This is a genomic window from Propionicimonas sp. (genome assembly GCF_034927565.1).
Taxonomy (GTDB): Bacteria; Actinomycetota; Actinomycetes; order Propionibacteriales; family Propionibacteriaceae; genus Propionicimonas.
This window is the reverse complement of sequence record NZ_JAYFPT010000039.1, coordinates 15,750-38,628: the sequence shown is the minus strand read 5'-3', so window position 1 is coordinate 38,628 and position 22,879 is coordinate 15,750. Positions and strand designations below refer to the sequence as shown.

Here is a 22,879-nt window from a genome sequence, read left to right as displayed (position 1 = left end):
GGCCAGGTGCACCACCCGGGCGCCACCCAGGGAGTCGAAGCGGTGGGGCTGGCAGGTCAGCAGCACGACCTGCGCGGTCTGGCCGACGTCGCCCAGCACCGCCCCCAGGGCCTTCAGGCGGGCGGGATCGGCGAAGCCGAGGGTGTCGTCCAGGATGACCGGCGCGCCCTCGGCGGGATCGACGAGCTGGGCACAGGCCAGCCGTCCGAGCAGGGCGAGCTGTTCGCGGGTGCCGGCCGACAGCGACTCGAAGGGCACGGTGCGGCCGTTCAGAGTGCGGGACTCGATGGCGAGTTGTTGGGAGATCCGGACCGTGAAGCCGGGGCCGAAGATCACCCGGCCGAGTCGTTCGATGCGTTCCTTGAATGGGGCGACGTAGCGGCGCTGTGCCTCGTCGCGGTGGGTGAGCATGGTCGCCCGCAGCAGGCGGACGGCCTGCGCTGCGCGGTCCTGGCGCTGCCAGGAAGCGCGGGCAGCTTCCAGCCGGACCTCGGCGACGCTCACCCGGTCATAGATCCCCTCCGCGAGGCGGTCGGCGATCAGCCCGTCGAGCCGGACCACCTCGTCACCGGCGCGGCGCTGGTCGGCGGTTCTGCTCTCCGCCAGCTTCCGGGCGTTCGTCAGCAGCAGGTCGAGCGTATCCGGGTCGGCTGCGGCGAGCTCGGCCCGGCAGGCGTCGGCCAGGGCCCGCTTCTCCCCGAGCGCTGCTGTCGCGTCGGCGACCGCCGCCGCCAGAACGGCATCGTCGTGCTGCGCCCGCTCGCTGGCGAGGAGCTGGCTGGCCCGGTCGAGCTCCTGGCGAGCGGAGTTGGCCGTCTCGATGGTGCGCACCAGGTCGAGGTTCGCCGCGTCGACGCCATTGCGGAGCCGCTCGACCTCGGCGTGAGCGTCGGTCGCGAGCCGTTCGGCAGCCTCGACGTCCTGCCGGGCTTCGGCCACCGCCTGTTCGAGCGTCGTCAGGTCGGCAGCCGGTTCCAGGTCCGCGGACAAGCCGTCGAGCCGTCCGATGAGCGTGGCCAGCCGCTCTTCCAGGGCGGTCAGGCTGCTCCCCGCCAGCGCCTGCGTCAGTCCGGCCTCCGCCTTCTCCAGCGCGGACTGAGCGGCACGACGCCGGGCGGCGATCTCCCTGGCCTCCTCCACCGACCCTGCGCCGGCCGTGCGCAGCGCGTCGGCCAGGGCCTCCCGCGCGTCGGTGACGTCGCGGTCGAGTTTGGCCGGCGGTGTGCCGGGACGCACCTCCACCGCCACCACGCCTGCTACTTCGACGCGCACGGTCTCCAACACGACTAGGTGCTCTCCGCCGGCCGGGACGGGGCAGCCGTCCACCATCACCGGGGCCTGTCCGAGCGGCGTGACGCGCAGCTGTGCGGCGGCGCCCTCCCGCAGTTTCTCGGCCAGCCTGACCTCGGTGAGGAGGTCTCCCAACTGCTGGGCGGTGGCGTCGTCGACCGTGGCGTTGGCAAGGTCGGCCGTGGCGGCCAGCCGCTGCTGCTCGGCCGCCCGGGCACGCTGCAGTCGTTCGCCCACCTCGCCGTGCTCGGCACGGAGCCGATGGTGCTCGATCGCGGTCGTGGCAGCCTGGGCCACTTGACGGGCCTCGTCCCGGTGCCGGCCGGCCTGTCCGGCCGACACCCTGGCAGCCTGCAGGTCGTCCGACAGCTGCCGGTGGTTGGCGGCGAAGCCCTCGGCCCGACCCTCCAGCTCGGCGAGCTGCCGGGTGCGATCCGCCACCTCTTCAGCCAACTGCCGGCGTGACCGCTGGGCGTCGGTCGCCTGCTGCAGCGCGGCCTCGGCCGTCGTGAACTCGCCCTCGGCGGACGCCACGGTCGCACGCAGCTCGTCCAGGGCCTTCGCCTGCTGCTCGAGGCCGGCCAGCTCCCGCCCGACCTCGGCCAGCGCGACGGTGTACTCCCCGCGCAGGGCGGCCTGCCGGGCACGGTCCTCGACGAACCAGTCGAGCTCGGCGCTGCGGCCCTGGTAGCCGGCGAGTTCGCTCTCCAGCCCTGCGATCTCGTCAGTGACCTTCCGGTAGTTGCCGGTGGGCTTGCCGCCGGCGGTGAAGTAGCGCGCGTACTCCTCCTCGATCCGCTCCAGCAGGTCGTCGTGGTCGTCGGCCACGGCGGTGCTGTCCAGGGCGCGGTGCAGCGCGGTGATGGTGGCCAGGTCGGGGCGGTCCAGTGACCTGCCCTGCACCACCTCGAGGGCGTCCAGCAGATCGAGGTCAACCGATTCAGCAAGCAGGGCACTGAACCGCTCGTGGGCGGCGTCGCCACTGAGCTGCTCCGGTCGGGGCGCGCGCACGGCCAGCTCGGTGAGCGGGGACCGCAGCCAGCGCTTGCGGAAGACCAGGTCGTACGCTCCGCTGCGCAGCTCCACCTCCACCTCGGGGCCGACATCCGAACCGATCGGTTGGACGGCCACCACATCGCGGTGCCGCGAGCCGGCCTTGGTGCCACGCAGCAGCCGCAGTGCCTCGGCGATCGACGACTTCCCGACCTCGTTGGGACCCTCGACGATCGTCACCTGCTCGCTGAACTCCACCGTGGCGTCGGTGACGCCGCGGAAGTTCCGCAGCCGAACCCGCACCAGTCTCATCGGCCGGCTCCCGCGAAGCGGTACAGCAGGCCGAGCGCGTCCTGGGCGGTCTGGGCCCCTTCGCCGCCGGTGGCCTGCTGCCGGAGGTCATCGAGTGCGGCCTCGGCGAAGCCGCCGAGCCTCAGGTCGGCGAAGTCATGGCCGTCGGGGACCACCGCCAGGTCGGTGTGCCGCTGCCAGTAGTCGACCCGGGCGAACAGGTCGCGGGCCTCGTCGACCACCGCGTCGAGCCGGGCCTTGGCCGTCAGCGTGAGGGTGCCGGACAGCGACAGCCACAGCGCGGTGCGGTCCTTGTCGGGCAGGGCCATCAGGCGCTGCCCGAGCAGGTCGACGTCGGCGGCCGAGTCGAGCCGCTCCTCGATCTCCAGGAAGGACCAGTTTCCCACCCGCACCTTCTCGGCCGCAGTGGTGCCGGTGGCCGGGTCGACGTCGACGACCAGCACGTTGCCGGGGTCGACCTCACGCCGTGCGGTGACCTCCGGAGTGCCGGGGTACCACACCCGCGGGCAGACCTGGTAGGTGCCGTGCCGGTCGCCGAGGACGGCGACGTGGGCGCGTCCGGAGTCGAGCACGTCACGCAGGCTGCTGACGTCGATCGTGGCCAGGGACTCACGGTCGGGGTTCAAGGTGCTCACCGCGCCATGGCCGGCGATCACCCGGACTACCTGCGGCGGGGCTGGCTCCAGGGGCGCGCAGGCACGGGCCACCAGATCCTCCTCCGGTCGCTTGGAGAACCAGGGAGCACCCACCACCTGAGCACCGGGCACCACCTCGAACGGATCGCTGTCGCGCAGCACGTGGACATGTCCGGGCCGCTTGTCGGCGAAGGCGGGGGAGTCGTAGATCGACGCTGCGTCCAGCGGATCGTGGTTGCCAGGCACCAGGACCACCGGCATCGTGAACGCCCGCAGTTCCTCGAAGACCTGGGCAACGATTGCCCGGTCGAGTTGATTGGTCTCGAACACGTCGCCGCACACCACGACGAAGGATGCCTCGTGCTGCTCGGCGACCTGCCCGATCCGCCGGACGGCTTCCAGTCGGGCCTGGTGGAAGCGAGGACGTGCCTGGTCGTCGAGGAAGTGCGCGGTCATGCCGAGCTGCCAGTCCGCGCTGGCAACGAATTTCATCTGCGCCTCCGAGGTGCCCGGGTGTGACGATCAGGACAGTCCTGATGGTAGAGGGCGCTCCCGACAAAAATCCGCGACTCCCACAGACGTCTGGCTACAGTCCGCATGACCGCTGTGGGCTGCGGCGAGCAGGGTGGCTGTCCGTCCCCGGATGACTACCCTGTCCGGTCGATCAGCACGACCACCTTGCTGGCGTTCGCGGCGTCTGCGGCGAGGGTCAGGGCCTCAGCGGCCTCCTCGAGTGGCAGTTGGTGGGTGACGATCTTTCCGCACTCAGGATGGGCCGCCAGGAAGGAAATTGCAGTATCCAGTTCGCCAGCGAACCGGTGTGATCCGGTAACGGTCAACTCCTTGGTCACCACCAGCGCCAGTGAGGTGGGCAGCGAGGCGCGGGGCAGCATTCCCAGCTGCAGGAGGTGGCCGCCCGCCCGTAGGGCGGCCAGGGCGGCATGGAAAGACGCGAGCGCGCCGGTCGCCTCCACTGCGATGTCGAAGGTCTCGGCAGGCGGCGTTTGCTCGGGCACGACGAGGCCGTGGTCGGCGCCGAGCCCCAGCGCCAGGTCCAGCGGCCGCCGGTGGAGGTCGGTGAGAGTCACCTCGGCGGCCCCGCGGTCCTTCAGACAGACCGCGGTGAGTAGCCCGATCGGTCCGGCACCGCAGACCAGCACCTTCTGCCCGGCCGGGTCCACCGGCAGGCGGTTCAGCGCGTGCAGCACCACCGACAACGGCTCGGCGAGTACTGCCCGGATGGCTGGCAGACCGTCCGGAACCCGGCGGAGTTGCTCCGGACGGACGGCGACCAACTCGGCGAGGCCGCCGTTCGTGTGTGGCATTGTCGAAGCGCTTCCCAGAAAGCTGGAAGGATCACTGGCAAACTCTGATCGAACTGCGGACTCGCCGCACAGGGGGGAAGGCCACAAGGGATGCACGACGACCAGGGCGCCCGCCGGCAGCAGCGCACTCTCGACCACAGTCGGGCCGGTAAGGGTTGCGCACACCTCGTGACCGAGCACCATCGGATGGCGTACCACGAACGAGCCGTTGGCGCCCTTGGTGGCATAGCTGACGTCCGAGCCGCACAGGCCGACCGCGACGGGGGCCACCAGCACCTTCCCGGTCGTGGGCTCGGGCGGATCGAGGTGCGTGACTTCCACACGGTGATCCGGGTGAAGGACGGCTGCGCGCATCTGAGGCCTCCTTGGTCTGCGTAGGTCGATGGACGACCTATTGCCGATAGTCTACTGTCAACAATCTACTAGGAGCGAACATGGCCACCCCCATTGAACTCATTCAGCAAGTGGCGCTTGGCGACCAGGTTGCGGACACATTGCGGCGACTCATCATCAGCGGCGAACTCGCTGCCGATACCCGGCTGGTCGAGATCCCCCTGGCCGAACAGTTCGGAGTGAGCCGCGGGCCGATCCGAGAGGCATTCGTCCGGCTCGAGTCCGAGGGGTTGATCACGACCGGCCGGCGTGGTGCCTTCGTGGTGGGAATGACTGACCGGGATATCGATGAGCTGTACTCACTGCGTGAAACGATTGAGCAGTTCGCCGTCTCGCTGATCATCAACCAGCGTGCCGGACTGGACTGGGCACTTCTGGAAGCCTCGGTCTCACGGATGCGCGAGGCGGCCGCAGCAGGCGAGCACCAGGCCTTCAGCAAGGCGGACATCGGCTTCCACTCGGCCATCTATGAGCTTGCCGGCCATCGCCGCCTGCTTGACGTATGGCGGGCGTACGAGAAGACCTTCGAGGTGGTGCTTGACCAGTCGGGTCGACACGGACTGGATCTGCAGCAGGGTGCCCAGGACCACGCTGACCTGCTCGATGGTTTGCGGCATGCGACTGCAGAGGAGTGCCACGAGGCCGTCCAGACACACCTGGAAAACGCGCACCAGCGACTCAGGGGCATATTCGGAGGTACGGCAGACCTCGATTGAATACTGTTGACAAAAAACTCTTGACTGTTGACAATCTGCGTGCCACACTGAAGCATCCCTTTTCGACGATGCGAGGCGTGATCCGATGGACACCAACGTTGGTGCAGGCAAGAAGGTCATGATTGGTGCAGTCCGTTGGGACGCGTTGTGCGCCAACGGACGTCAGCTACTGCTTGACAACGGGTTCAGTCTCGGCGAGAACATGAGCGGTCAGCCCTACGATGCGGACGATATGTACCGCGAGGTGGCTGACGCCGATGCCGCGGTCTGCGGGGTCGAAGTCTGGGACGCCAGCGTGTTCGAGCGAGCACCCCGAGTCCGCGTGATCGCCAGGCTCGGGGTTGGGCTGGACAACATTGATCTGGCGGAGGCACGCCGGCGCGGCGTTGACGTGGTTAACGTCCCAGGCGGCAACGCGTGCTCGGTCGGAGAGTTGGCGCTCGCACTGATCCTGTCCGTCCTGCGCAAGCTTCCGACGATGAACAATGAGGTTCGCGCCGGGGCGTGGGACCGCTATGTTGGTGAGGAGCTGTCGGGCAAGCGCGTCGGCCTGGTCGGTTTTGGTGCGACCGGCCGGGCACTTGCGAAACTCCTGTCCGGCTTCGGTTGTCCGGTCCGTGCCTACGACCCCTACGCCGACGAGGAGACGGCCAGTTCTCTGGGCGTCGAGTTGGTCTCGCTGTCCGCCGTACTTCAGTCGGAGGTGGTCAGCCTCCACGTCCCGCACTTGCCGTCCACCCACCACATCATCAATGCCGAGACGATTGCGCTTATGCCTGCCGGATCGGTGCTGGTGAATGTCGGCCGCGGACCGCTGGTGGACGAAGCCGCACTGGTGGAGGCTCTATCGTCCGGGCACGTCGCCGGCGCCGGGCTGGACGTGTTCGAGGTCGAGCCGGTCTCCCCAGACAACCCGCTGTTCTCCTTCCCGTCGGTCGTCGCGACCACGCACGCCGGTGCGGACACCGTGCAGGCCTACGACAGGATCGGACTCTCGACTGCGCAGGCGATCGTCGATGTCTTCAGCGGGAAGCGTCCAGTTCACCTGGCCAACTGACCCCGGTCCAGCGCGACGGTGCGCTGAACCAGCAACAACCATCAAAGAAAGGAACCGCATGTCAACACACAAGCCCCTGGGGCGCTTCCTTACCGCGGGCGCAGTGGCTGTGGCGATGCTCGCCACAGCGGCCTGTTCGGGATCCACAGAGCCGAGTAGTGAGGTCACAGAGCTCACCGTCATCCTGGCCAACAGCACGTTCACCGAGAACCTGCCCGCGCTGGCCGAGACGTACAAGGCCGAGACCGGCATTACGGTCAACGTCGAGGCCTACGGAAATGAGCAGCTCAACGACACGCTGAAGGTCAAGCTCAACGCTCAGTCAGATGAGTTCGACATCTTCGGCTACCAGGTGCAGGACGTGATGCGCGAGTTCGTCCGCAATGGCTGGCTCACCGATATCTCCGACTATGTGAACAACTCCGGCGACTGGGATTGGAACGACTTCCAGGAGTCTGCTCGGGACGCGGTTCAGTTGGACGGCAAGGTGTACGGCGTGCCGGTGGCAACGGAACGGCACATCATGTACTACCGCGCCGATCTGCTCAAGGAAGCCGGCATTGCGGTGCCGACGACGATCGACGAACTCGAGGCCGCGGCCAAGGCGCTGCACAATCCCGACAAGGGCTTCTACGGCATCGCTATGCGTGGTGCCCGGGTTCCCCTGGTAACCCAGTACTCGTCCTTCCTCTACAGCTACGGCGGCGACTTCCAGGACGAGGCAGGCAACTCAACGATCAACTCCGAGGCAGCGGTCCAGGCCTACAACACCTACGGTCGGCTGCTTCACAACTACGGCCCTCCAGGGGCAACCAACATGGGTTGGGTGGAGGCCTCGGCGATCTTCGCCCAGGGCAATGCGGCCTTCTACCTTGATGCGGACAGCCAGGCGTACACCTTCTTGGACCCGCAGAAGAGCGCGGTCGTCGACCAGGTGGCGTACGCACGTTTCCCCGCCGGCCCCGCCGGATCCCACCCCTACAACATCGTCTTCCAGACGCTGGGCATCAACAGCTTCTCACAGAAGAAGGACGCCGCATTCGACTTCATCAAGTGGGTCCTCAACAAGGACAACGCGAAGTTGCTGCTCGGCGAGCACACCCTCCCAGTTGCCCGTAGCTCGGCCTGGCAGGACAGCTCCGCGACGGAGAAGTTCCCGGCCGGACTGGTCGAGATTGTCCGCGATACCGACTCCAACTACGTCGGCCACGACCGGCCTCAACTTGAGGCTGTTGCCCGTGCCCGAGAGTTCGTGGGTGGGCCTGCTGTGACTGCTATCGAAGGCGGCGACGAAGCGGCAGTGAAGGCCGCCGCCGAACAAGCGAACACCGAGTTCCAGGCCTTGCTGGACACGGAGAAGCGGTAGGCGCAATGGGTGGGGCCCGGGTGTGCCCCACCCAACCACGCCGGAGAGGAGCGCTATGAGTACCGCGACACGACCCCTGGTGGAGTCCGGATCGCGCCGGACGCCGCCGTCCGGGTTCGGCGAGTGGGTGGATCGCCACCTCAAGCAGGTGCTGACGTTTCCTGCGATCATCTTCGTCGGCCTGCTGATCGCCTTCCCGATCGGCTACACGGTCTTCCTGTCCCTGACCGACGCCCAGGGCGCAGTGACCCGTCCGTTCGATGTCATCGGACTCGGCAACTATCTCTACTGGTTGGCCGAATCCGACCGGTTCTGGCCTGCTGTCGGAAGAACCGCCTACTTCACCGTGGTCGCGCTGGTCCTGGAGTTGGTGTTCGGCTTGGGTATTGCCCTGCTGCTGCGTAAGCCTTTCCGTGGACAGAGTGCGATTCGGGTTCTGCTGCTGTTGCCGCTGGTAGCCACGCCGGTGGCGGTGGGCATGATGTGGCTGCTGATCTTCGAACCATCAATCGGGTTCGCCAACGTGCTGATGAAAGGGTTGGGGCTCCCGGCGCAGGGCTGGCTGTCCGATCCCGGGCAGGCACTCAACACGGTGATCTTCATCGACGTGTGGCAGTGGACGCCGATGGTCACGCTGATCTGTCTGGCCGGCTTGTCCACCCTCCCCGAGGAGCCGGACGAGGCCGCGCGGGTGGACGGGGCGAACGCCTGGCAGCGGTTCCGACATATCACCCTTCCGCTGCTCTACCCGACTCTCGGGTCGGCAGCCATCCTGCGCTCCATCGACGCACTGAAGACATTCGACATCATCTACGCCACCAAAGGCCGGGGCGGTGGTTCCCAACATGAGACCGAAACCCTGAACATCCTGGCCTACAGCGAGAGCTTCGAATACTCCCAGTACGGCAGCGCCTCAGCCCTCCTGATGCTGTTCTTCCTCTTCATCGTGGTGGTGCTGCTGGCTCTGGCGATCCTGCGGAAGAAGGGGAACCTGGCATGACCGTTACCACAGTCAGCTACCAGCGACGCCGTCCCACGCGTGCCCGGGTGGGTTCGGTCATGCGTGGGGTGGGCATCGCCGTGGTTACCCTGCTGTTCGTCTTCCCACTGTTGTGGATGCTGTCAGCAGCCTTCAAGTCGAGCCTCCAGATCATCGACCCCAGCTACACGATCAGGTTCACCCCCACCCTGACCAACTTCGAGACCGTCTTCCGTGTCCAGGCCTTCGGCCAGTACATCGTCAACAGCTTCATCGTTGCGGTGGGCTCGACCCTGATCGCCCTGCTGCTGGGCGTTCCAGCCGCGTACGGCATCGCCCGGTACCGGATAAAGCAGGCCACCACCTTCGTGTTGATGGCCCGGGTGATCCCCGGCGTCAGTCTGCTGGTTCCGTGGTATTTCCTGTTCTCACAGCTACGCATCGTCGGCACCTATGGCGTGCTCATCCTGACCCACATCTTCGTGACGATGCCGCTGGTGATCGCGATCATGTCGGGCTTCTTCGAGGGCCTGCCGGAGGAGATCGAGGAATCTGCGATGATCGACGGCTGCAGCCGGCTGACAGCCTTCCTCCGGATCACCCTGCCGCTGTCGGTGCCGGGGATCGCTACCTCGACGATCTTGTCGTTCATCTTCAGCTGGAACAACTTCCTGTTCGCCCTCGTGCTGTCCAACCGCAACAGTCGAACCCTTCCCGTCGCGATCGCCAACTTCACCAGCTACGCCTCCGTCGACTGGGGCGGGCTGATGGCCGCCGCCGTGGTGATCACCCTCCCCGTGATGATCATCGCCCTGTTCGCTCAACGCTATGTCGTCGCCGGCTTGACCTCCGGCGCGACGAAAGGATGAAAGCCCCATGGAAACCCTCAACCCCCGCGGCCGCCGACTGTTGGTCGCCCTCCCCACCATGTTCTCCGGCACCGGAGACCTCGATCTGGATGCCACCGCCCGCGTCGGCGAGTTGGTTGCTCAGTCCCGGGCCGATGGTGCCTTCGTCGCCGGGACGACCGGGGAGTTCCTCGCTCTGGAACCGGACGAGCGGCAGGCAGTCTTCGACACCCAGCGGGTGGCGCTGGGCGGCAAACGGCTGATAGCGCATATCGGGGCAGGCTCCGTCCGTCAAGCCGTGGCGTTGCTGGAAACCGGTCTGGCAGCCGGGATCACCGAGTTCGCTGCGCTCACTCCCTACTACCTTCCGGGAACCCCGCTGGGCACCTACCAGCACTTCAAGGCCGTGTCCGAGGCGGCAGCGGGTCGTGCCAGGATCTACATCTACCTCTTCTGGGCCCGGACCACGACCGTGGTGAGTCCCGGCGAACTCGCTAGGATCGCCGCCCTGCCGGGGGTCGTCGGGACGAAGATCAGCGGCTTCAACCTTGCGCAGGTGATGGAGTACCGGCGGGCGACACCGCCGGAGTTCGAGGTCTTCACCGGCAACGACGCCGACTTCCCGCAGGCCGCAGGCAACGGGATCGACGGCGTGGTGTCCGGGGTGGCGTCCTGTTTCCCGAACACTTTCGACCGAATGATCGCCGCGCTGGAGTCCGGTGATCCGGCGTCGATCGCGGCGGCGCAGGCCGAGGTGCTGGAAGTGGTGGAGTTGATCGCGGGCGACATCGCCCGGATCAAGGTCGCGCTGGCCGCCCAGGGACGCGGCGGCTCCGCGGTGCGGATGGCGATCGAGCAGCCCTCGGACGAGATCACCGCCGCGATCCAGGCCGCCGTGGCGAAGTACCAGGGGGTGTGATGCGCAAGATCATCAACCAGCCGGACGCCTTCGTCGACGAGGTGATCGAGGGCATCCTGCTGGCCCACTCCGACCGGCTGACCGCCGTCGGCGGCGACCAGCGGGTGCTGGCCCGGACCGACCAGCCGGACGGCCGGGTCGGCATCGTCACCGGGGGCGGCTCGGGCCACCTGCCGCTGTTCCTCGGCTACGTCGGACGCGGGCTGTGCTCGGCGGTGGCGATCGGCAACGTCTTCTCCTCGCCGTCCGCCGAGCAGATGCAGGCGGCCATCGAGGCAGCGGACGAGGGCGCCGGCGTGCTCTGTCTGTACGGCAACTACGGCGGTGACATCTTCAACTTCGACCTCGCCTGCGACCTCGCGGACGGGATCGAGACCGCCGCCGTACTGGGCATCGACGACGTCCTGTCAGCACCTCGCGAGCGGGCCGACTCCCGCCGCGGCGTGGCCGGCCTGCTGTTCGCCTACAAGGTGGCCGGCGCGTCCGCCGAGCGGGGCGACAGCCTCGCCGAGGTGACCCGGCTGGCCGACAAGGCGGTGCGCGCGACCGGAACCGCCGGCGTCGGGCTGTCCCCGACTATCCTCCCGGCCGCCGGCGCGCCGACCTTCACCCTCGAGGAGGGGGAGATGGAGATCGGCATCGGCATCCACGGCGAGCCCGGGGCGCACCGTGGCCGGCTGGAGACCGCCGACCAGATCGCCGACCGGTTGCTGGCGCCGATCGTCGCCGACCTCGAGGTCACCGCCGGCGATCGCGTGGCGTTACTGATCAACGGGTTGGGCGCCACCCCGCTCGAGGAGCTCTACGTGGTGTACCGCCGCGTTGTCGGGTTGCTGACCGCGGCTGGCGTCGAGGTCACCCGCAGCTTGATCGGCGAGTACGCTACCAGCCTCGAGATGGCAGGCGCCTCGGTCAGCGTGCTCAAGCTGGATGACGAACTACTCGACCTGCTGGATGCGCCCGCGTCCTCGCCGTTCGTCAGCTTCGGCCGATGAACGGCGACGACTTCCGACCCGTGCTGGCCGCCGCGCTGCGGGGCTGGGCCACGCACGAGGAGACGCTGCGCGAGCTGGACGCCGCCCTCGGTGACGGCGACCTCGGCATCACCGTCCGCTCGGGCGCCCTCGCGGCGGCCGACGCGGTCGATGCCGTTCCGGTCGATGCCGGGTTGGGTGCGGTGCTGGCCGCGGCCGGACGGGCCTTCGCCACCGCCAACCCGTCCACCTTCGCCGCCCTGGTCGGCGGCGGGGTGATGGCCGGGGCGAAGGAGCTTCCCGACCAGGCCGGGTACGGCCGGGACGAGGCCGTGGCCTTCGGGCGGGCGGTCGAACAACGGATCCAGCAGCGTGGCAAGGCCGAGTTGGGGGACAAGACCCTGCTGGACGCCCTCCATCCCACGCTGGAGGTGCTGGCCGGGGCCGACGGCGACGCCGCGCAGCTCTGCCGCATGATCGCCGCGGTCGCCCACGACCGGGTGGCCGAGACCGCGCACTGGGAGTCGAAGCGCGGACGCGCCGGCTGGCTGGGGGAGCGCAGCATCGACAAGCCGGACGCCGGCTCGTCGGCCTACGCGCTCTTCCTGGACGAGCTCGCCACCGCTCTGGAGGCCTGTTCATGACCGGCAAGGTGGCCTGGGTGATCGGCGGCGGCAGCGGGATCGGTGCCGGTTCCGCCGAGGCGCTCGCCCGGCTCGGCATGCGGGTCGCGGTGAGCGGCCGTCGTCCGGACCGCATCGAACAGGTGGTCGCCGGCCTGGCCACCCCCGGGATGGAGGTGGTTACCGACGTCACCTCGACGGAGTCGCTCCACCAGGCTCACCAGGCCGTGCGTCAGGAACTGGGCGAGGTTGACGTGCTGGTCTACTCCGCTGGAACGAACGTCACCCAGCGGTTCTGGCGCAACAGCGATGCTGATGCGCTCGCAGGGGTCGTGGACACCAATTTGAACGGCGCGGTGCGCGCGATCCAGGAGGTGATCGGCGGGATGCGGGAGCGACAGGACGGACTGATCCTGCTGGTCTCGTCCTGGGCGGGCTGGCGGTTCGCTCCCGGCGTGGGCGTCGGCTACTCGGCCAGCAAGACCGCACTGGCGGCGGTCGCTGAGACGGTGAACGCGCAGGAACGGCTGAACGGTATCCGGGCCACCCACTTGTGCCCCGGCGAGGTTCGCACCGACATCCTCAACACTCGTCCGGTGGTACCCAGCGCGGCCGAGCAGGAACTGATGCTGACCCCGGAGGATCTCGGTAGTGCAGTCGCCTGGATTGCGGGGCTGCCCGCGCGGGTCTGTGTGAACGAACTGGTGATCACCCCGACCTCCAATACCAGCTACGCCTGAGTTCGGGGCTGCCGCAGCTCCTTCATCTCCGCGCAAACCCTCGGCATCGGTTCGCCAGTGTGGAGGGTGGTTTCGATCCTCTCGTCCCGCCAGGCCGAGGCGGCGGAACCTCGAAGTCTAGGGTGAGGCCGCGCGGAGAGGGGAGCGCCATGGCTTCCGGCCGGACGGCGGGCCGAGCGGTCAGTGCGAGTGTCGCGGCCTGATCCGGCGGATGTCGCGGTAGCCGGTGGCGAAGTCGAGGGTGGCGCCCTCAGCCAACTGGCTGACATGGGCGCGGTAGAGCTCCTCCCACGGCGTCGAGTGCGGAGGAGTGTGGTCCTGTAGTTCCGTTCGGCGGCGGGCCAGTTCCTCGTCCGACACCAGCAGTTCGACCCTGCGGCGGCCGAGGTCGACCCGAATCTGGTCACCGGTGGTGACCAGCGCGATCGCCCCTCCGGCGGCAGCCTCCGGGGAGATGTTGAGGATCGAGGGGCTGTCGCTGGTCCCGCTCTGTCGGCCGTCCCCCAGGCAGGGCAGCATGCTCACGCCCGCGCGGACCAGGCGGCCGGGCGGGGTCATGTTGACCACCTCCGCGGACCCCGGGTAGCCGATCGGCCCAGCGCCACGGACGACAAGGATGCTGTGCTCGTCGACTGGCAGGCCAGGATCGTCGATCCTCGCCCGGTAGTCCTCGGGGCCCTCGAAGACCACGGCGGTGACGACGAAGGCGTTGGGGTCATCCGGATCGCAGAGGTAGCGGCGACGGAAGTCCTCGCCGATCACGCTCAGCTTCATCAGACCTGAGCCGAACAGGTTGCCGTGCAGGACCAGGAACCCGCCGGCCGGCGCCAGCGGTTCGGCAACGGTGTGGATCACCTCCGTGTCCGCGCTCCGGACGCCGTCGAGTTGCGCGGCGAGCGGCTGTCCGGTGACGGTGATCACGTCGAGGTGCAGATAGCCGCCCGTCCGCAGTTCGGCCATCACCGCCGGCACTCCACCGGCGTGGTGGAAGCTCTCGGCCAGGTACCGGCCGGCCGGCGCAACGTCTACCAAGAGTGGCACCTCACTGCCGAGGGTGTCCCAATCGTCGACTGACAACTCGACCCCGAGGTGTGCCGCGATGGCGTTGAGATGGATCGGGGCGTTCGTCGAACCGCCGATGGCGCTGTTCACCACGATTGCGTTCTCGAAGGCCTGCCGGGTCATGATCCGGGACGGACGCAGGTCCTCCTCGACCATGCCGACGATCCGCTTCCCGGTCTCGTAGGCCGCCCAGCCCCGGGCCGCGTACGGCGCCGGGATCGCCGCCGACCCGGGCAGAGCCATGCCGAGGGCCTCGGCGAGGGAGTTCATCGTGAGCGCGGTGCCCATCGTGTTGCAGTGGCCCAGGCTCGGCGAGGCAGCCATCACGACATCGATCAGTTCGCCCTCGTCAATCTGGCCGGCGGCCAGCCGTCGCCGGGCTTCCCACAGCGCCGTGCCGGCGCCGACTCGGCGTCCCTCGAAGCGTCCGTCGAGCATTGGACCGCCGTTCAGCGTGATGGCGGGAAGGTCGACGGACGCCGCCGCCATCAGTTGCGAGGGCGTGGTCTTGTCGCAGCCGGTGGTCAGCACGACACCGTCGAACGGATAGCCCGCAAGGAGCTCGACCAGCCCGAGGTAGAGCAGGTTTCGGTCGAGCGCCGCGGTGGGCCGACGCAACGTCTCCTGGATCGGGTGTACCGGGAACACCAGCGGAACCCCGCCGGCATCGCGGACGCCGGCCTTGATCCGCTCGACGAGTTCGACGTGGATGCGGTTGCAGGGGACGATGTCGCTGCCGCTCTGGGTGATGCCGATGATCGGACGGCCGGACTGCAACTCTGCCCGGGTGATTCCGGCAGCACCGAGGCGCTCCAGGTAGATGGCGGTCTCGGCTGGGTCGACCAGGTCGTTGAACCACCACTCGCTGCGCCGCTGGCCGCTGCGGTTGGAGTTGCTCGGCTTCCCAGGTCCTGTCGCCATGACTACATCCTCGTAAACTGTTGACAGTTGGCAGCCTCAGACTACACCTCCTGCTGGGCCGGCTGAATACCTTGTGGACCAGACTCTGGACCGCCCTGCCCGGCGTGAGTAGGGTGAGCGCGGTCGAGGTGGACGGCGTCGAGGAGAACCCTTGTCTGGATAGGTCGGAGCCAGTGCGCCTGACCTGCGCGCCCGGCCGAGACCTCGCCCCGCAAGCATCATCCATCCCGGATCGACGTGGCCCAGCTGAGAGTTTCCCGCCGCGAGCGATCCGCTCACCCACCGGAGTGAACCGTGGCCGATTCCACCACACCGCTGATCGTCGATGTCGACACCGGCATCGATGATTCGCTGGCACTGCTCTACCTGATGGCCAGCCCTGAGGCCGAGATCCTCGGCATCACCTGTACCGCCGGCAATGTCAACGCCCGGCAGGTCGCCACCAACAATCTGGCCTGGCTGGAGTTGTGCCGCTACCGCGAGGTGGAGGTGGCACTCGGTGCCGAGGTGCCGATCATCCAGCCGCTGCAGACCACCGAGGAGACCCACGGACCACAGGGGATCGGCTACGCCGAACTGCCGGCGCCCACCCGTCCACTGTCGCCGCGGCACGCCACCCAGGTCTGGATCGACAACGCCCGCAACCGGCCCGGCGAGATCACCGGCCTGATCACCGGTCCGCTGACCAACCTGGCGTTGGCGGTCAAGCTCGAACCCGAACTGCCGCTACTGCTGAAGCGCATCGTGGTGATGGGCGGTGCCTTCAACCACGCCGGCAACACCCTGCCCACCACGGAGTGGAACATCGCGGTCGATCCCGACTCGGCCAAGATCGTCTTCGACGCCTTCTCGGTGGTGCCGGACGACCGCCGTCCGATCATCTGCGCCCTGGACGTCACCGAGCGGATCGAGATGCACCCGCACCACATCGCCGAACTGTCCCGGGTGGCCGGTAGCACCCCGGTCGAGGTGATCTCCCCGGACGACGAGCTCGGCACCCGGTCGGTCGCGTCCAACTCGGTGATCCGGCACCTCAGTGACGCCGTCCGGTTCTACATGGAGTTCCACCGGCTCTACGACCAGGGTTTCCTGGCCCACATGCACGACCCGTTCGCTGCTGCTGTTGCCCTCGACCCGAGCCTGGCCCGCGTCCGTCCAGCGACGGTGGACGTGGAACTGGCCGGCAGCCTCACCCGCGGCCAGACCGTGGCCGACTGGCGGGGGATGTGGGGACGCCAGCCCAACGCCGACGTGGTCGTCGACACCGATCCAGCCGAATTTTTCCGCCGCACTATCGAGCGCGTGGGAGCGCTCGCCCGCAGTCTCGCCTGACCCGCACCAACTAAGGAGGACGCAGTGACCAGCAATACCAGCCCAACCAACAGCAAGCGGACACGCAATCTGATTCTCGTCATCGCCGGCACGCTCGTCGTGCTGGCAACCTACCTGTACCTGGTGATCACCCAACCGACCGGATTGGATCAGACCGCCACCAGCAATGCCGGTCTGATCGCCATGGCCGGCTATCTGATCGGCGCGGTCCTGCTGGCGGCCGGCTCGATCCACCGGCTCTCCACCAACACGATCGCGATGATCCCGGTGGCGATCGCGCTGAACATCGTGATCGGCCAGATCGTGTCGGTGATCGGGCTGCCGGTCTACCTCGACTCGATCGGCACCGTGCTGGTCGCGGTGCTGGCCGGCCCGGCGGCCGGCGTGGTGACCGGCATCCTCACCAACGTGATCTGGGGCCTCACGCTCAGCCCGCTGGCGTTGCCGTTCGCGGTGGTACAGGTCGTGATCGGTGTCATGGCCGGGTACGCCGCCCGGATCGGCCTGTTCCGCAAGTTGTGGACGGCGCCGTTGGCCGGCGCGGTCACCGGCGTGGTGGCGGCGATGCTCTCCGCACCGATCTCGGCGTTCATCTTCGGCGGCGCCACCGGCGGCGGGACGGGCGCCCTGGTGGGCATGTTCCAGGCCTGGGGGCAGTCCCTGCTGGCGTCCACCACCCTGCAGGGCCTGATCTCCGATCCGCTGGACAAGCTGATCACCTTCACGGTCGTGGCACTGCTGTTGGCTGCGCTGCCGGGCAGGTTCATCCAGCGGTTCCCGTTCGCCCGGGAGTTCCGGGTGTTCAGCAAGCAGACGCCGGAGACCCAGGCCTGAACCAGTGACCTCGTCCCTGTACGTCGACCAGACGTCGCCGGTCCACCGGCTCAACCCGGTCACCAAACTGGTCGCCCTGCTCTGCCTGATCGTGATCGTGTTCGCGATCCCGCACTGGTCGGCCTCGGCTCTTGCCGTGCTGTTGGTGATCGTCCCGGTGGCGGTGATCTCGCGCTGCGGCGGCCGGCTGGCGAAGTACAGTGCCGCGCTGCTGCTGCCGATCCTGATCGTGCTGGTCCTCGTGCAGGGACTCACCTTCCCCGGCGGCCAGACCCCGGTCTGGCAGTGGAGCTTCATGACGGTCACCGCCGAAGGCCTGCTGTTCGCCCTCACCATCGGGGCCCGAATCACCGCTCTGGTGCTGGCGTCGATTCTGCTGGTGCTGACCACCCACCCCGGTGACCTGATGTCGGCCCTCACCCAGCGGGGAATGTCGCCGAAGTTCAGCTACATCATCTCCTCGACGCTGCAGCTGATCCCCTCCTTCCAGGACCGGGCGAATGCCATCCTGCTGGCCCAGCAGGCCCGCGGGCTGGCACTCCCGCGCAACCCGCTGCGCCGAGCAGGTGCCCTGCTGCCGCTGCTCGGGCCGCTGGTGCTGGGCATGTTCACCGACGTGGACGAGCGCTCCACCGCCATGGAGGCCCGTGGCTTCGGCTCGACCGCCCGGCGCACCCTGCTGATCCCGGTCCCGGATTCCGCGCCGCAACGGGTGGCGCGTTGGGTGATGCCGGTGCTCGCCGCAGCGGCGATCGTCGTCCCGATCGTAGGGGGGCTGTTGTGATCCGGCTGGAGGACGTCACCTACACCTACCCCGACGCCCCGCACCCGGTGCTGGAGCACGTCTCGCTGCACGTCGAGGCCGGGACGATCACTGGCGTGGTCGGCGCCTCGGGCGCCGGCAAGACCACCCTGGCCAAGATCATCGCCGGGTTCATCCCGCAGGTGGACGGCGGCGACCTGACCGGCTCGGTGGCGGTCGGCGGCCAGGACGTGGCCGCGCTCAGCCTGGCCGAGGCGGTCGCCCAGGTCGGCCTGGTGATCCAGAACCCGTTCAACCAGATCTCTGGCGCCCGCTACACGGTGCGCGAGGAGATCGCCTTCGGCATGGAGAACCTCGGCACCCCGCGGGAGGAGATGGCCCAGCGGGTGGACGAGATCGCCGACCTGCTGCACGTTTCCCACCTGCTTGATCGCTCGCCCTACGCCCTCTCCGGCGGCCAGATGCAGCTGGTGGCGATCGCCTCAATGCTGGTGTTGCGGACCCCCGTCCTGGTGATGGACGAGCCCACCTCACAGCTCGATCCGGCCGGCACCCGGCTGGTGTTCGACGTGCTCAACCAGCTTCAGGAGGCCGGGGTGACGGTAGTCATCTTCGAGCACAAGCTCGAACTGCTGCAGCAGCACGCCGACCGGCTGCTGGCGATCGCCGACCGCGGGATCGCCGCCGACGGTCCCGCCAGCCAGGTGCTGGCCGACGTCCGAACCACCGACTGGGGCGTCGGCTCGACCCGGTTCACCCAGGCCGGCCGGCTGGCCCGCGATCGCGGGCTGCTGAGCGACGAGATCCCGTTGCCGGTCTCCTTCGATCAGGCCGCGGCGCTGTTCGGGGGTGCCCGATGACCCATCGGTTGGCCTCCGCTCTGCTCCGTGACCGTCCGCAAGCTGTGGCCGGGGTTCCGTCCTCGGGTGGCGAGCCACAGTTTGCGGAGGGGCTGGAGTGGGTGTTGCTCTCCCGGTCGCAAGGTGTGGGTGAGCTTCCGTCCTCGGTTGGCGGGTCACAGTTTGGGTGTGGGTCGAGGGAGCGGTTGCCCGTCCTGCCGCAAGCTGTGACTGGGGTTCCGTCCTCGGGTGGCGAGCCACAGTTTGCGGAGGGGCTGGAGTGGGTGTTGCCCGTCCCGCCGCAAGCTGTGACCGGGGTTCCGTCTTCGGGTGGTGAGCCACAGTTTGCGTGGGGGGTGGTGGGGTGGTTGCCTCGCCGACCGCAAGCTGTGACTGACCTTCCGTCCTCGGGCGGCGAACCACAGCTTGCGCCCGTGTTGGCGACGGGTGGTACGCGATGAGCGCCTCAGTCCGGTTCGACGGGGTGCATTTCAGCTACCCCAGTGGCGTTGAAGCGCTGCGCGGGGTCTCCTTCGGCGTCGAGCCGGGGGAGCGACTGGCGATCGTGGGCCAGAACGGGGCCGGCAAGACCACCCTGGTGCGCCATCTGAACGGCATCTTCCAGCCCAGTGCCGGGACGGTCCACGTCGGTGACCGGCCAACCACCGGTCGCAGCATTGCCGAACTGGCCCGCCAGGTGGGCTATGTCTTCCAGAACCCGGACGAGCAGATCTTCGCCTCGACCGTACGCGGCGACGTCGAGTTCGGGCCTCGCAACCTGGGCTACAACGCCGACGAGATCACCGCACGGGCTGCTGCCGCGCTCCAGACCGTCGGTCTGGCCGACCATGCCGACAGCCATCCGCTGCATCTCTCGCTCAGCGAGCGCAAGCGGGTGGCCCTGGCCGGGGTGCTGGCAATGGGCACTGAGATCGTCGTGCTGGACGAGCCCACCACCGGTCAGGACGCGCGCGGCGTGGAGTTGATCGCCGGCATCGTCGAGTCCTTGTCCGCCGAGGGACGCACCCTGATCGCCATCACCCACGACATGGACTTCTGCGCCGAGCACTTCGGCCGGGTGGTCGTGATGGCCCAGGGGCAGGTACAGGCCGACGGCGATCCGCGGGAGGTCTTCGGATGTGATGCCGCCCTCGAACTCGCCGCCGTCGAGCCGCCGCAATTGTTCCGGCTGGCCCGGCACCTGGGCTGGTCGCGGCGACCGCTGCAGGTGGATGAGTTCGTCGATGCCTTCGAGGTGGAAACGCGCGGATGACTGGCCTCGCCCTGCTGGGGCTGGTGGCCTCGGTCTGCCTGGGGGTGTCCGACTTCCTGGGCGGAACCCTGTCGCGGAAGGTGCCGCTGCTGACCGTGCTGCTGGGCTCGCAGGCGGTCGCCGTGGTGGTCACCCTGCCCCGGCTGCTGGTTGCAGAGCCCACCGACGGGGTGGGTGCAGCCGTGGGCTGGGGGGTCGTCGGAGGCCTGGCCGTGGCGGTCGGAGTGTCCTCGTTGTACCGTGCGCTGGCTACCGGGACGATGGGCGTGGTGGCGCCGCTGGCTGCGCTGAGCGTGGTTGTCCCCCTGCTGGCCGGGGTGTTCACCGGAGACCCCCTCGGCCCGGTGCTGGTCGTCGGAATGGTGGTGGCGGTGGCCGGGACGATGCTCGCCTCGGGTCCGGAGGTGCGCTCCGGAAGCCGGACGGGGATGCGTCCCATCCTGCTGGCGCTGTTGTCCGCGCTCGGGTTCGGGGTGTCCAACCTGACCGTGGCCTGGGGGAGCGCACACCATGTGACAGCCACGTTGCTGGCGAACGCGGTGACAGCCCTGGTGGTCTATTCGCTGGTCGCGCTGGTGCGGCGGCGCCTGCCGCGGGTGAGTGGACGGCCGCTACTGGGCATCGCCGCCATCGGGGTGCTGGGTTTTCTGGCCAACCTCTGCTTCGCTGTGGCGAGCCTGTCCGGCCTGCTCTCGGTGGTGGCGGTGCTCGCGTCCCTGTTCCCGGCGGTCACGGTGCTGCTGGGCTGGTGGGTGCACCGCGAGCGGCTCAGCCCGGTCCAGATCGTGGGAGTCGTCCTGGTGTTGGCGGGCGTGGGGGTGATCGCCGCCGGCGGTTGAGCGCTGCGGGCGCGCGCCTGGATGGTTCTGCCGGTTCTCGGGCAGGGGCGACCGGCTGCTGGTGCCGGTGTGGACAGTTTCGCCGGTACTGGGCGTCGGCCGGGCCCTGAGAACCGGCAGCATCGTCCAACTCCTGTCACCAAGGTCCGGGCTGGCGATGAATAACCGGCAGGACTGTCCAGCGCTGGTCGGAACAACCTGCCGGGAGGCCGTAGCCTGAGGTGCGTGCGTACCTCGACCGAACACCTGCCCGGACTGACCCTCACCGCCCTCACGCTGGAAGCCCCGCTCGACCACGCGAACCCCACGGCGGGAACCATCGAGGTCTTCGCCCGGGTTGCGACCGCCGAAGGTGGCGCGGACCGGCCGTATCTGGTCTTCCTGCAGGGCGGGCCGGGTAGCGAGGCGCCGCGTCCGTCCCTGATCCCGCTGAACCCGCCGTGGCTGGAGCGGGCGTTGGCGGACTTCCAGGTGGTGATGCTCGACCAGCGCGGCACCGGGCGTTCGACACCGATCTCGTCCCGGGTGGTGCGGACGGATGCCGGGCTGCGCGCCGAGGTGGTGGCGCCGCTGGCCGGCCTGGACGTTCCGGCCCAGGCTGAGTACCTCACCCACCTGCGGGCCGACGAGATCGTCAACGACGCCGAACTGGTACGGCAGGCGCTGGGTGCCGAGACCTGGACGGTGCTGGGCCAGTCCTTCGGTGGTTTCACCACGCTGCACTACCTGTCGGTGCACCCCGAGTCGCTGGCCGGGGCGTTGGTCACCGGCGGGCTGAGTGCCGTCCAGCACCCGATCGATGACGTCTATGCCACCACCTGGCAGATCATGATCGCCAAGTCCGAGGACTACTACCGCCGCTTCCCGTCCGACCGCGACCGGGTCCGCGAGCTCGCCGCCCTGAGCGCCCAGGGGCGGCTCAGCCTGCCGAACGGGGACGTGGTCTCGCCCGACCGCTTCCGCACTGTCGGGCACCGGCTGGGCATGCAGGGCGGTGCCGAGCAATTGCACTACCTGTTCGGGCTGGACCACACCTCGTCCGGCTTCAGCCACGACCTGGCCGCCGCGTTGCCCTTCGCCGGGCGTAACCCGATCTACGCGGTGCTGCACGAATCCAGCTATGCCGACGGGGTGGCCACCCGCTGGTCGGCAGACCGGACGATGCCCGACCGGGTCCGCGACGATGTCACCCTGCTGGGCGGGGAGCACCTGCACAGCAGCCTGTTCGCCGAGGACACCGAACTCGCCGCCTTCGCCGAGGCGGCCGACCTGCTCGCCGAACACGAGTGGAACCAGCTCTACTTCCCCGGGAAACTCGGTCAGGCGGACGTGCCGGTGGCGGCAGCGGTGTACCACGGTGATGCCTACGTCCCGCTGGACTATTCGCTGGAGACCGCCGCCCTGTTGCCCGACTGCCGCACCTGGGTGACCAGCCAGTACGAGCACAACGGTCTGCGCATGGACGTCGCCGTGATCGACCACCTGATCGGACTGCTGCAGGGGCGTCGCTGGCTCTAGAGCGTGTCTCCCTATCCCTGCGGTGGCCTGCTGCGCGGTGCCCTACGGGCGTCTCGCGGCGTTGTTGTCGGTCGGCGATGCGCCACATCGCCTCCCTCCTGTGCCGTGCGAGCCACTCCGCGGGACCCCGCTCGCGACGGCCAGGGACAGGGAGACACGCTCTAGCAGCACCTGTGTCCGCAGAATCCGGGCAGGCCAGGCCACTGGCGTGGATTATCCACGCGAGTCACCGCGTCCGCCCGGATTCTGCGGGCGACGGACGTTGAGCGGCCCGTTCTCAGCGGCCGTGCTGACGTAGGCTTGGAGAACCGGCACGACGCACCGAGAG

20 protein-coding genes are annotated in these 22,879 nt (G+C 68.5%); 16 read left to right on the top strand and 4 right to left on the bottom strand.

The features are described from left to right. From VB080_RS08160 to VB080_RS08150, 3 genes are all read right to left on the bottom strand, one after another. The coding region (locus VB080_RS08160; RefSeq protein WP_323417947.1) for an AAA family ATPase at positions 1-2,595 on the bottom strand (2,595 nt) is incomplete at its 3' end. Continuing rightward, positions 2,592-3,722 carry a metallophosphoesterase family protein gene (locus VB080_RS08155; RefSeq protein WP_323417946.1) on the bottom strand — a complete coding sequence of 377 codons (1,131 nt, stop codon included), beginning with the start codon at positions 3,720-3,722 and terminating at the stop codon, positions 2,592-2,594. The genes VB080_RS08160 and VB080_RS08155, both read right to left, overlap by 4 nt. Before the next feature lie 155 nt (positions 3,723-3,877). Then, the gene (locus VB080_RS08150) at positions 3,878-4,909 is read right to left on the bottom strand and encodes a zinc-binding dehydrogenase (protein WP_323417945.1); all 1,032 of its coding nucleotides are present in this window, start codon (positions 4,907-4,909) and stop codon (positions 3,878-3,880) included. A gap of 80 nt (positions 4,910-4,989) precedes the next feature. Here VB080_RS08150 and VB080_RS08145 point away from each other — a divergent pair, with 80 nt between their 5' ends. From VB080_RS08145 to VB080_RS08105, 9 genes are all read left to right on the top strand, one after another. After that, the gene (locus tag VB080_RS08145) at positions 4,990-5,664 is read left to right on the top strand and encodes a GntR family transcriptional regulator (RefSeq protein ID WP_323417944.1); all 675 of its coding nucleotides are present in this window, start codon (positions 4,990-4,992) and stop codon (positions 5,662-5,664) included. An 85-nt stretch (positions 5,665-5,749) separates the two neighbouring features. Then, entirely contained in the window at positions 5,750-6,721 is a 972-nt protein-coding gene (locus tag VB080_RS08140; RefSeq protein WP_323417943.1) for a phosphoglycerate dehydrogenase, read from the top strand. A gap of 58 nt (positions 6,722-6,779) precedes the next feature. After that, positions 6,780-8,087 carry a sugar ABC transporter substrate-binding protein gene (locus tag VB080_RS08135; RefSeq protein WP_323417942.1) on the top strand — a complete coding sequence of 436 codons (1,308 nt, stop codon included), beginning with the start codon at positions 6,780-6,782 and terminating at the stop codon, positions 8,085-8,087. A gap of 55 nt (positions 8,088-8,142) precedes the next feature. Further along, entirely contained in the window at positions 8,143-9,087 is a 945-nt protein-coding gene (locus VB080_RS08130) for a sugar ABC transporter permease (RefSeq protein ID WP_323417941.1), read from the top strand. Further along, positions 9,084-9,935: a carbohydrate ABC transporter permease gene (locus tag VB080_RS08125; RefSeq protein ID WP_323417940.1), complete on the top strand. Its 852-nt coding sequence runs from the start codon at positions 9,084-9,086 to the stop codon at positions 9,933-9,935. The genes VB080_RS08130 and VB080_RS08125 overlap by 4 nt, the downstream gene beginning before the upstream one ends. A 7-nt stretch (positions 9,936-9,942) precedes the next feature. Beyond that, positions 9,943-10,833, top strand: a complete 891-nt coding sequence (locus VB080_RS08120) for a dihydrodipicolinate synthase family protein (RefSeq protein WP_323417939.1) — start codon at positions 9,943-9,945, stop codon at positions 10,831-10,833. Continuing rightward, complete coding sequence (locus tag VB080_RS08115; protein WP_323417938.1) at positions 10,833-11,828, top strand: dihydroxyacetone kinase subunit DhaK; 996 nt, start codon at positions 10,833-10,835, stop codon at positions 11,826-11,828. Before VB080_RS08120 ends, VB080_RS08115 begins: the two co-directional genes overlap by 1 nt. Further along, the gene (locus VB080_RS08110) at positions 11,825-12,451 is read left to right on the top strand and encodes a DAK2 domain-containing protein (protein ID WP_323417937.1); all 627 of its coding nucleotides are present in this window, start codon (positions 11,825-11,827) and stop codon (positions 12,449-12,451) included. The genes VB080_RS08115 and VB080_RS08110 overlap by 4 nt, the downstream gene beginning before the upstream one ends. Next, positions 12,448-13,170, top strand: a complete 723-nt coding sequence (locus VB080_RS08105; protein WP_323417936.1) for an SDR family oxidoreductase — start codon at positions 12,448-12,450, stop codon at positions 13,168-13,170. The genes VB080_RS08110 and VB080_RS08105 overlap by 4 nt, the downstream gene beginning before the upstream one ends. A 180-nt stretch (positions 13,171-13,350) precedes the next feature. Here the strand turns inward: VB080_RS08105 and VB080_RS08100 are convergent, their stop codons facing one another. Next, positions 13,351-15,153 carry an IlvD/Edd family dehydratase gene (locus tag VB080_RS08100; RefSeq protein ID WP_323417935.1) on the bottom strand — a complete coding sequence of 601 codons (1,803 nt, stop codon included), beginning with the start codon at positions 15,151-15,153 and terminating at the stop codon, positions 13,351-13,353. 294 nt (positions 15,154-15,447) lie between these two features. Between VB080_RS08100 and VB080_RS08095 the strand changes: the two genes are divergently transcribed. From VB080_RS08095 to VB080_RS08065, 7 genes are all read left to right on the top strand, one after another. Further along, the gene (locus tag VB080_RS08095) at positions 15,448-16,485 is read left to right on the top strand and encodes a nucleoside hydrolase (protein ID WP_323417934.1); all 1,038 of its coding nucleotides are present in this window, start codon (positions 15,448-15,450) and stop codon (positions 16,483-16,485) included. A 24-nt stretch (positions 16,486-16,509) separates the two neighbouring features. Beyond that, on the top strand, positions 16,510-17,319 hold the full coding sequence (locus VB080_RS08090; RefSeq protein WP_323417933.1) for a hypothetical protein: 810 nt from the start codon (positions 16,510-16,512) through the stop codon (positions 17,317-17,319). A gap of 4 nt (positions 17,320-17,323) precedes the next feature. Further along, the gene (locus VB080_RS08085; RefSeq protein WP_323417932.1) at positions 17,324-18,103 is read left to right on the top strand and encodes an energy-coupling factor transporter transmembrane component T; all 780 of its coding nucleotides are present in this window, start codon (positions 17,324-17,326) and stop codon (positions 18,101-18,103) included. Then, positions 18,100-18,942, top strand: coding sequence for an ABC transporter ATP-binding protein (locus VB080_RS08080; protein WP_323417931.1), 843 nt, complete (start codon positions 18,100-18,102; stop codon positions 18,940-18,942). Before VB080_RS08085 ends, VB080_RS08080 begins: the two co-directional genes overlap by 4 nt. Before the next feature lie 436 nt (positions 18,943-19,378). After that, positions 19,379-20,194, top strand: a complete 816-nt coding sequence (locus VB080_RS08075) for an ABC transporter ATP-binding protein (protein WP_323417930.1) — start codon at positions 19,379-19,381, stop codon at positions 20,192-20,194. After that, the gene (locus VB080_RS08070; protein WP_323417929.1) at positions 20,191-21,033 is read left to right on the top strand and encodes a DMT family transporter; all 843 of its coding nucleotides are present in this window, start codon (positions 20,191-20,193) and stop codon (positions 21,031-21,033) included. Before VB080_RS08075 ends, VB080_RS08070 begins: the two co-directional genes overlap by 4 nt. Positions 21,034-21,258: 225 nt before the next feature. Then, positions 21,259-22,551: an alpha/beta fold hydrolase gene (locus VB080_RS08065; protein WP_323417928.1), complete on the top strand. Its 1,293-nt coding sequence runs from the start codon at positions 21,259-21,261 to the stop codon at positions 22,549-22,551. The last annotated feature ends 328 nt before the right edge of the window (positions 22,552-22,879 follow it).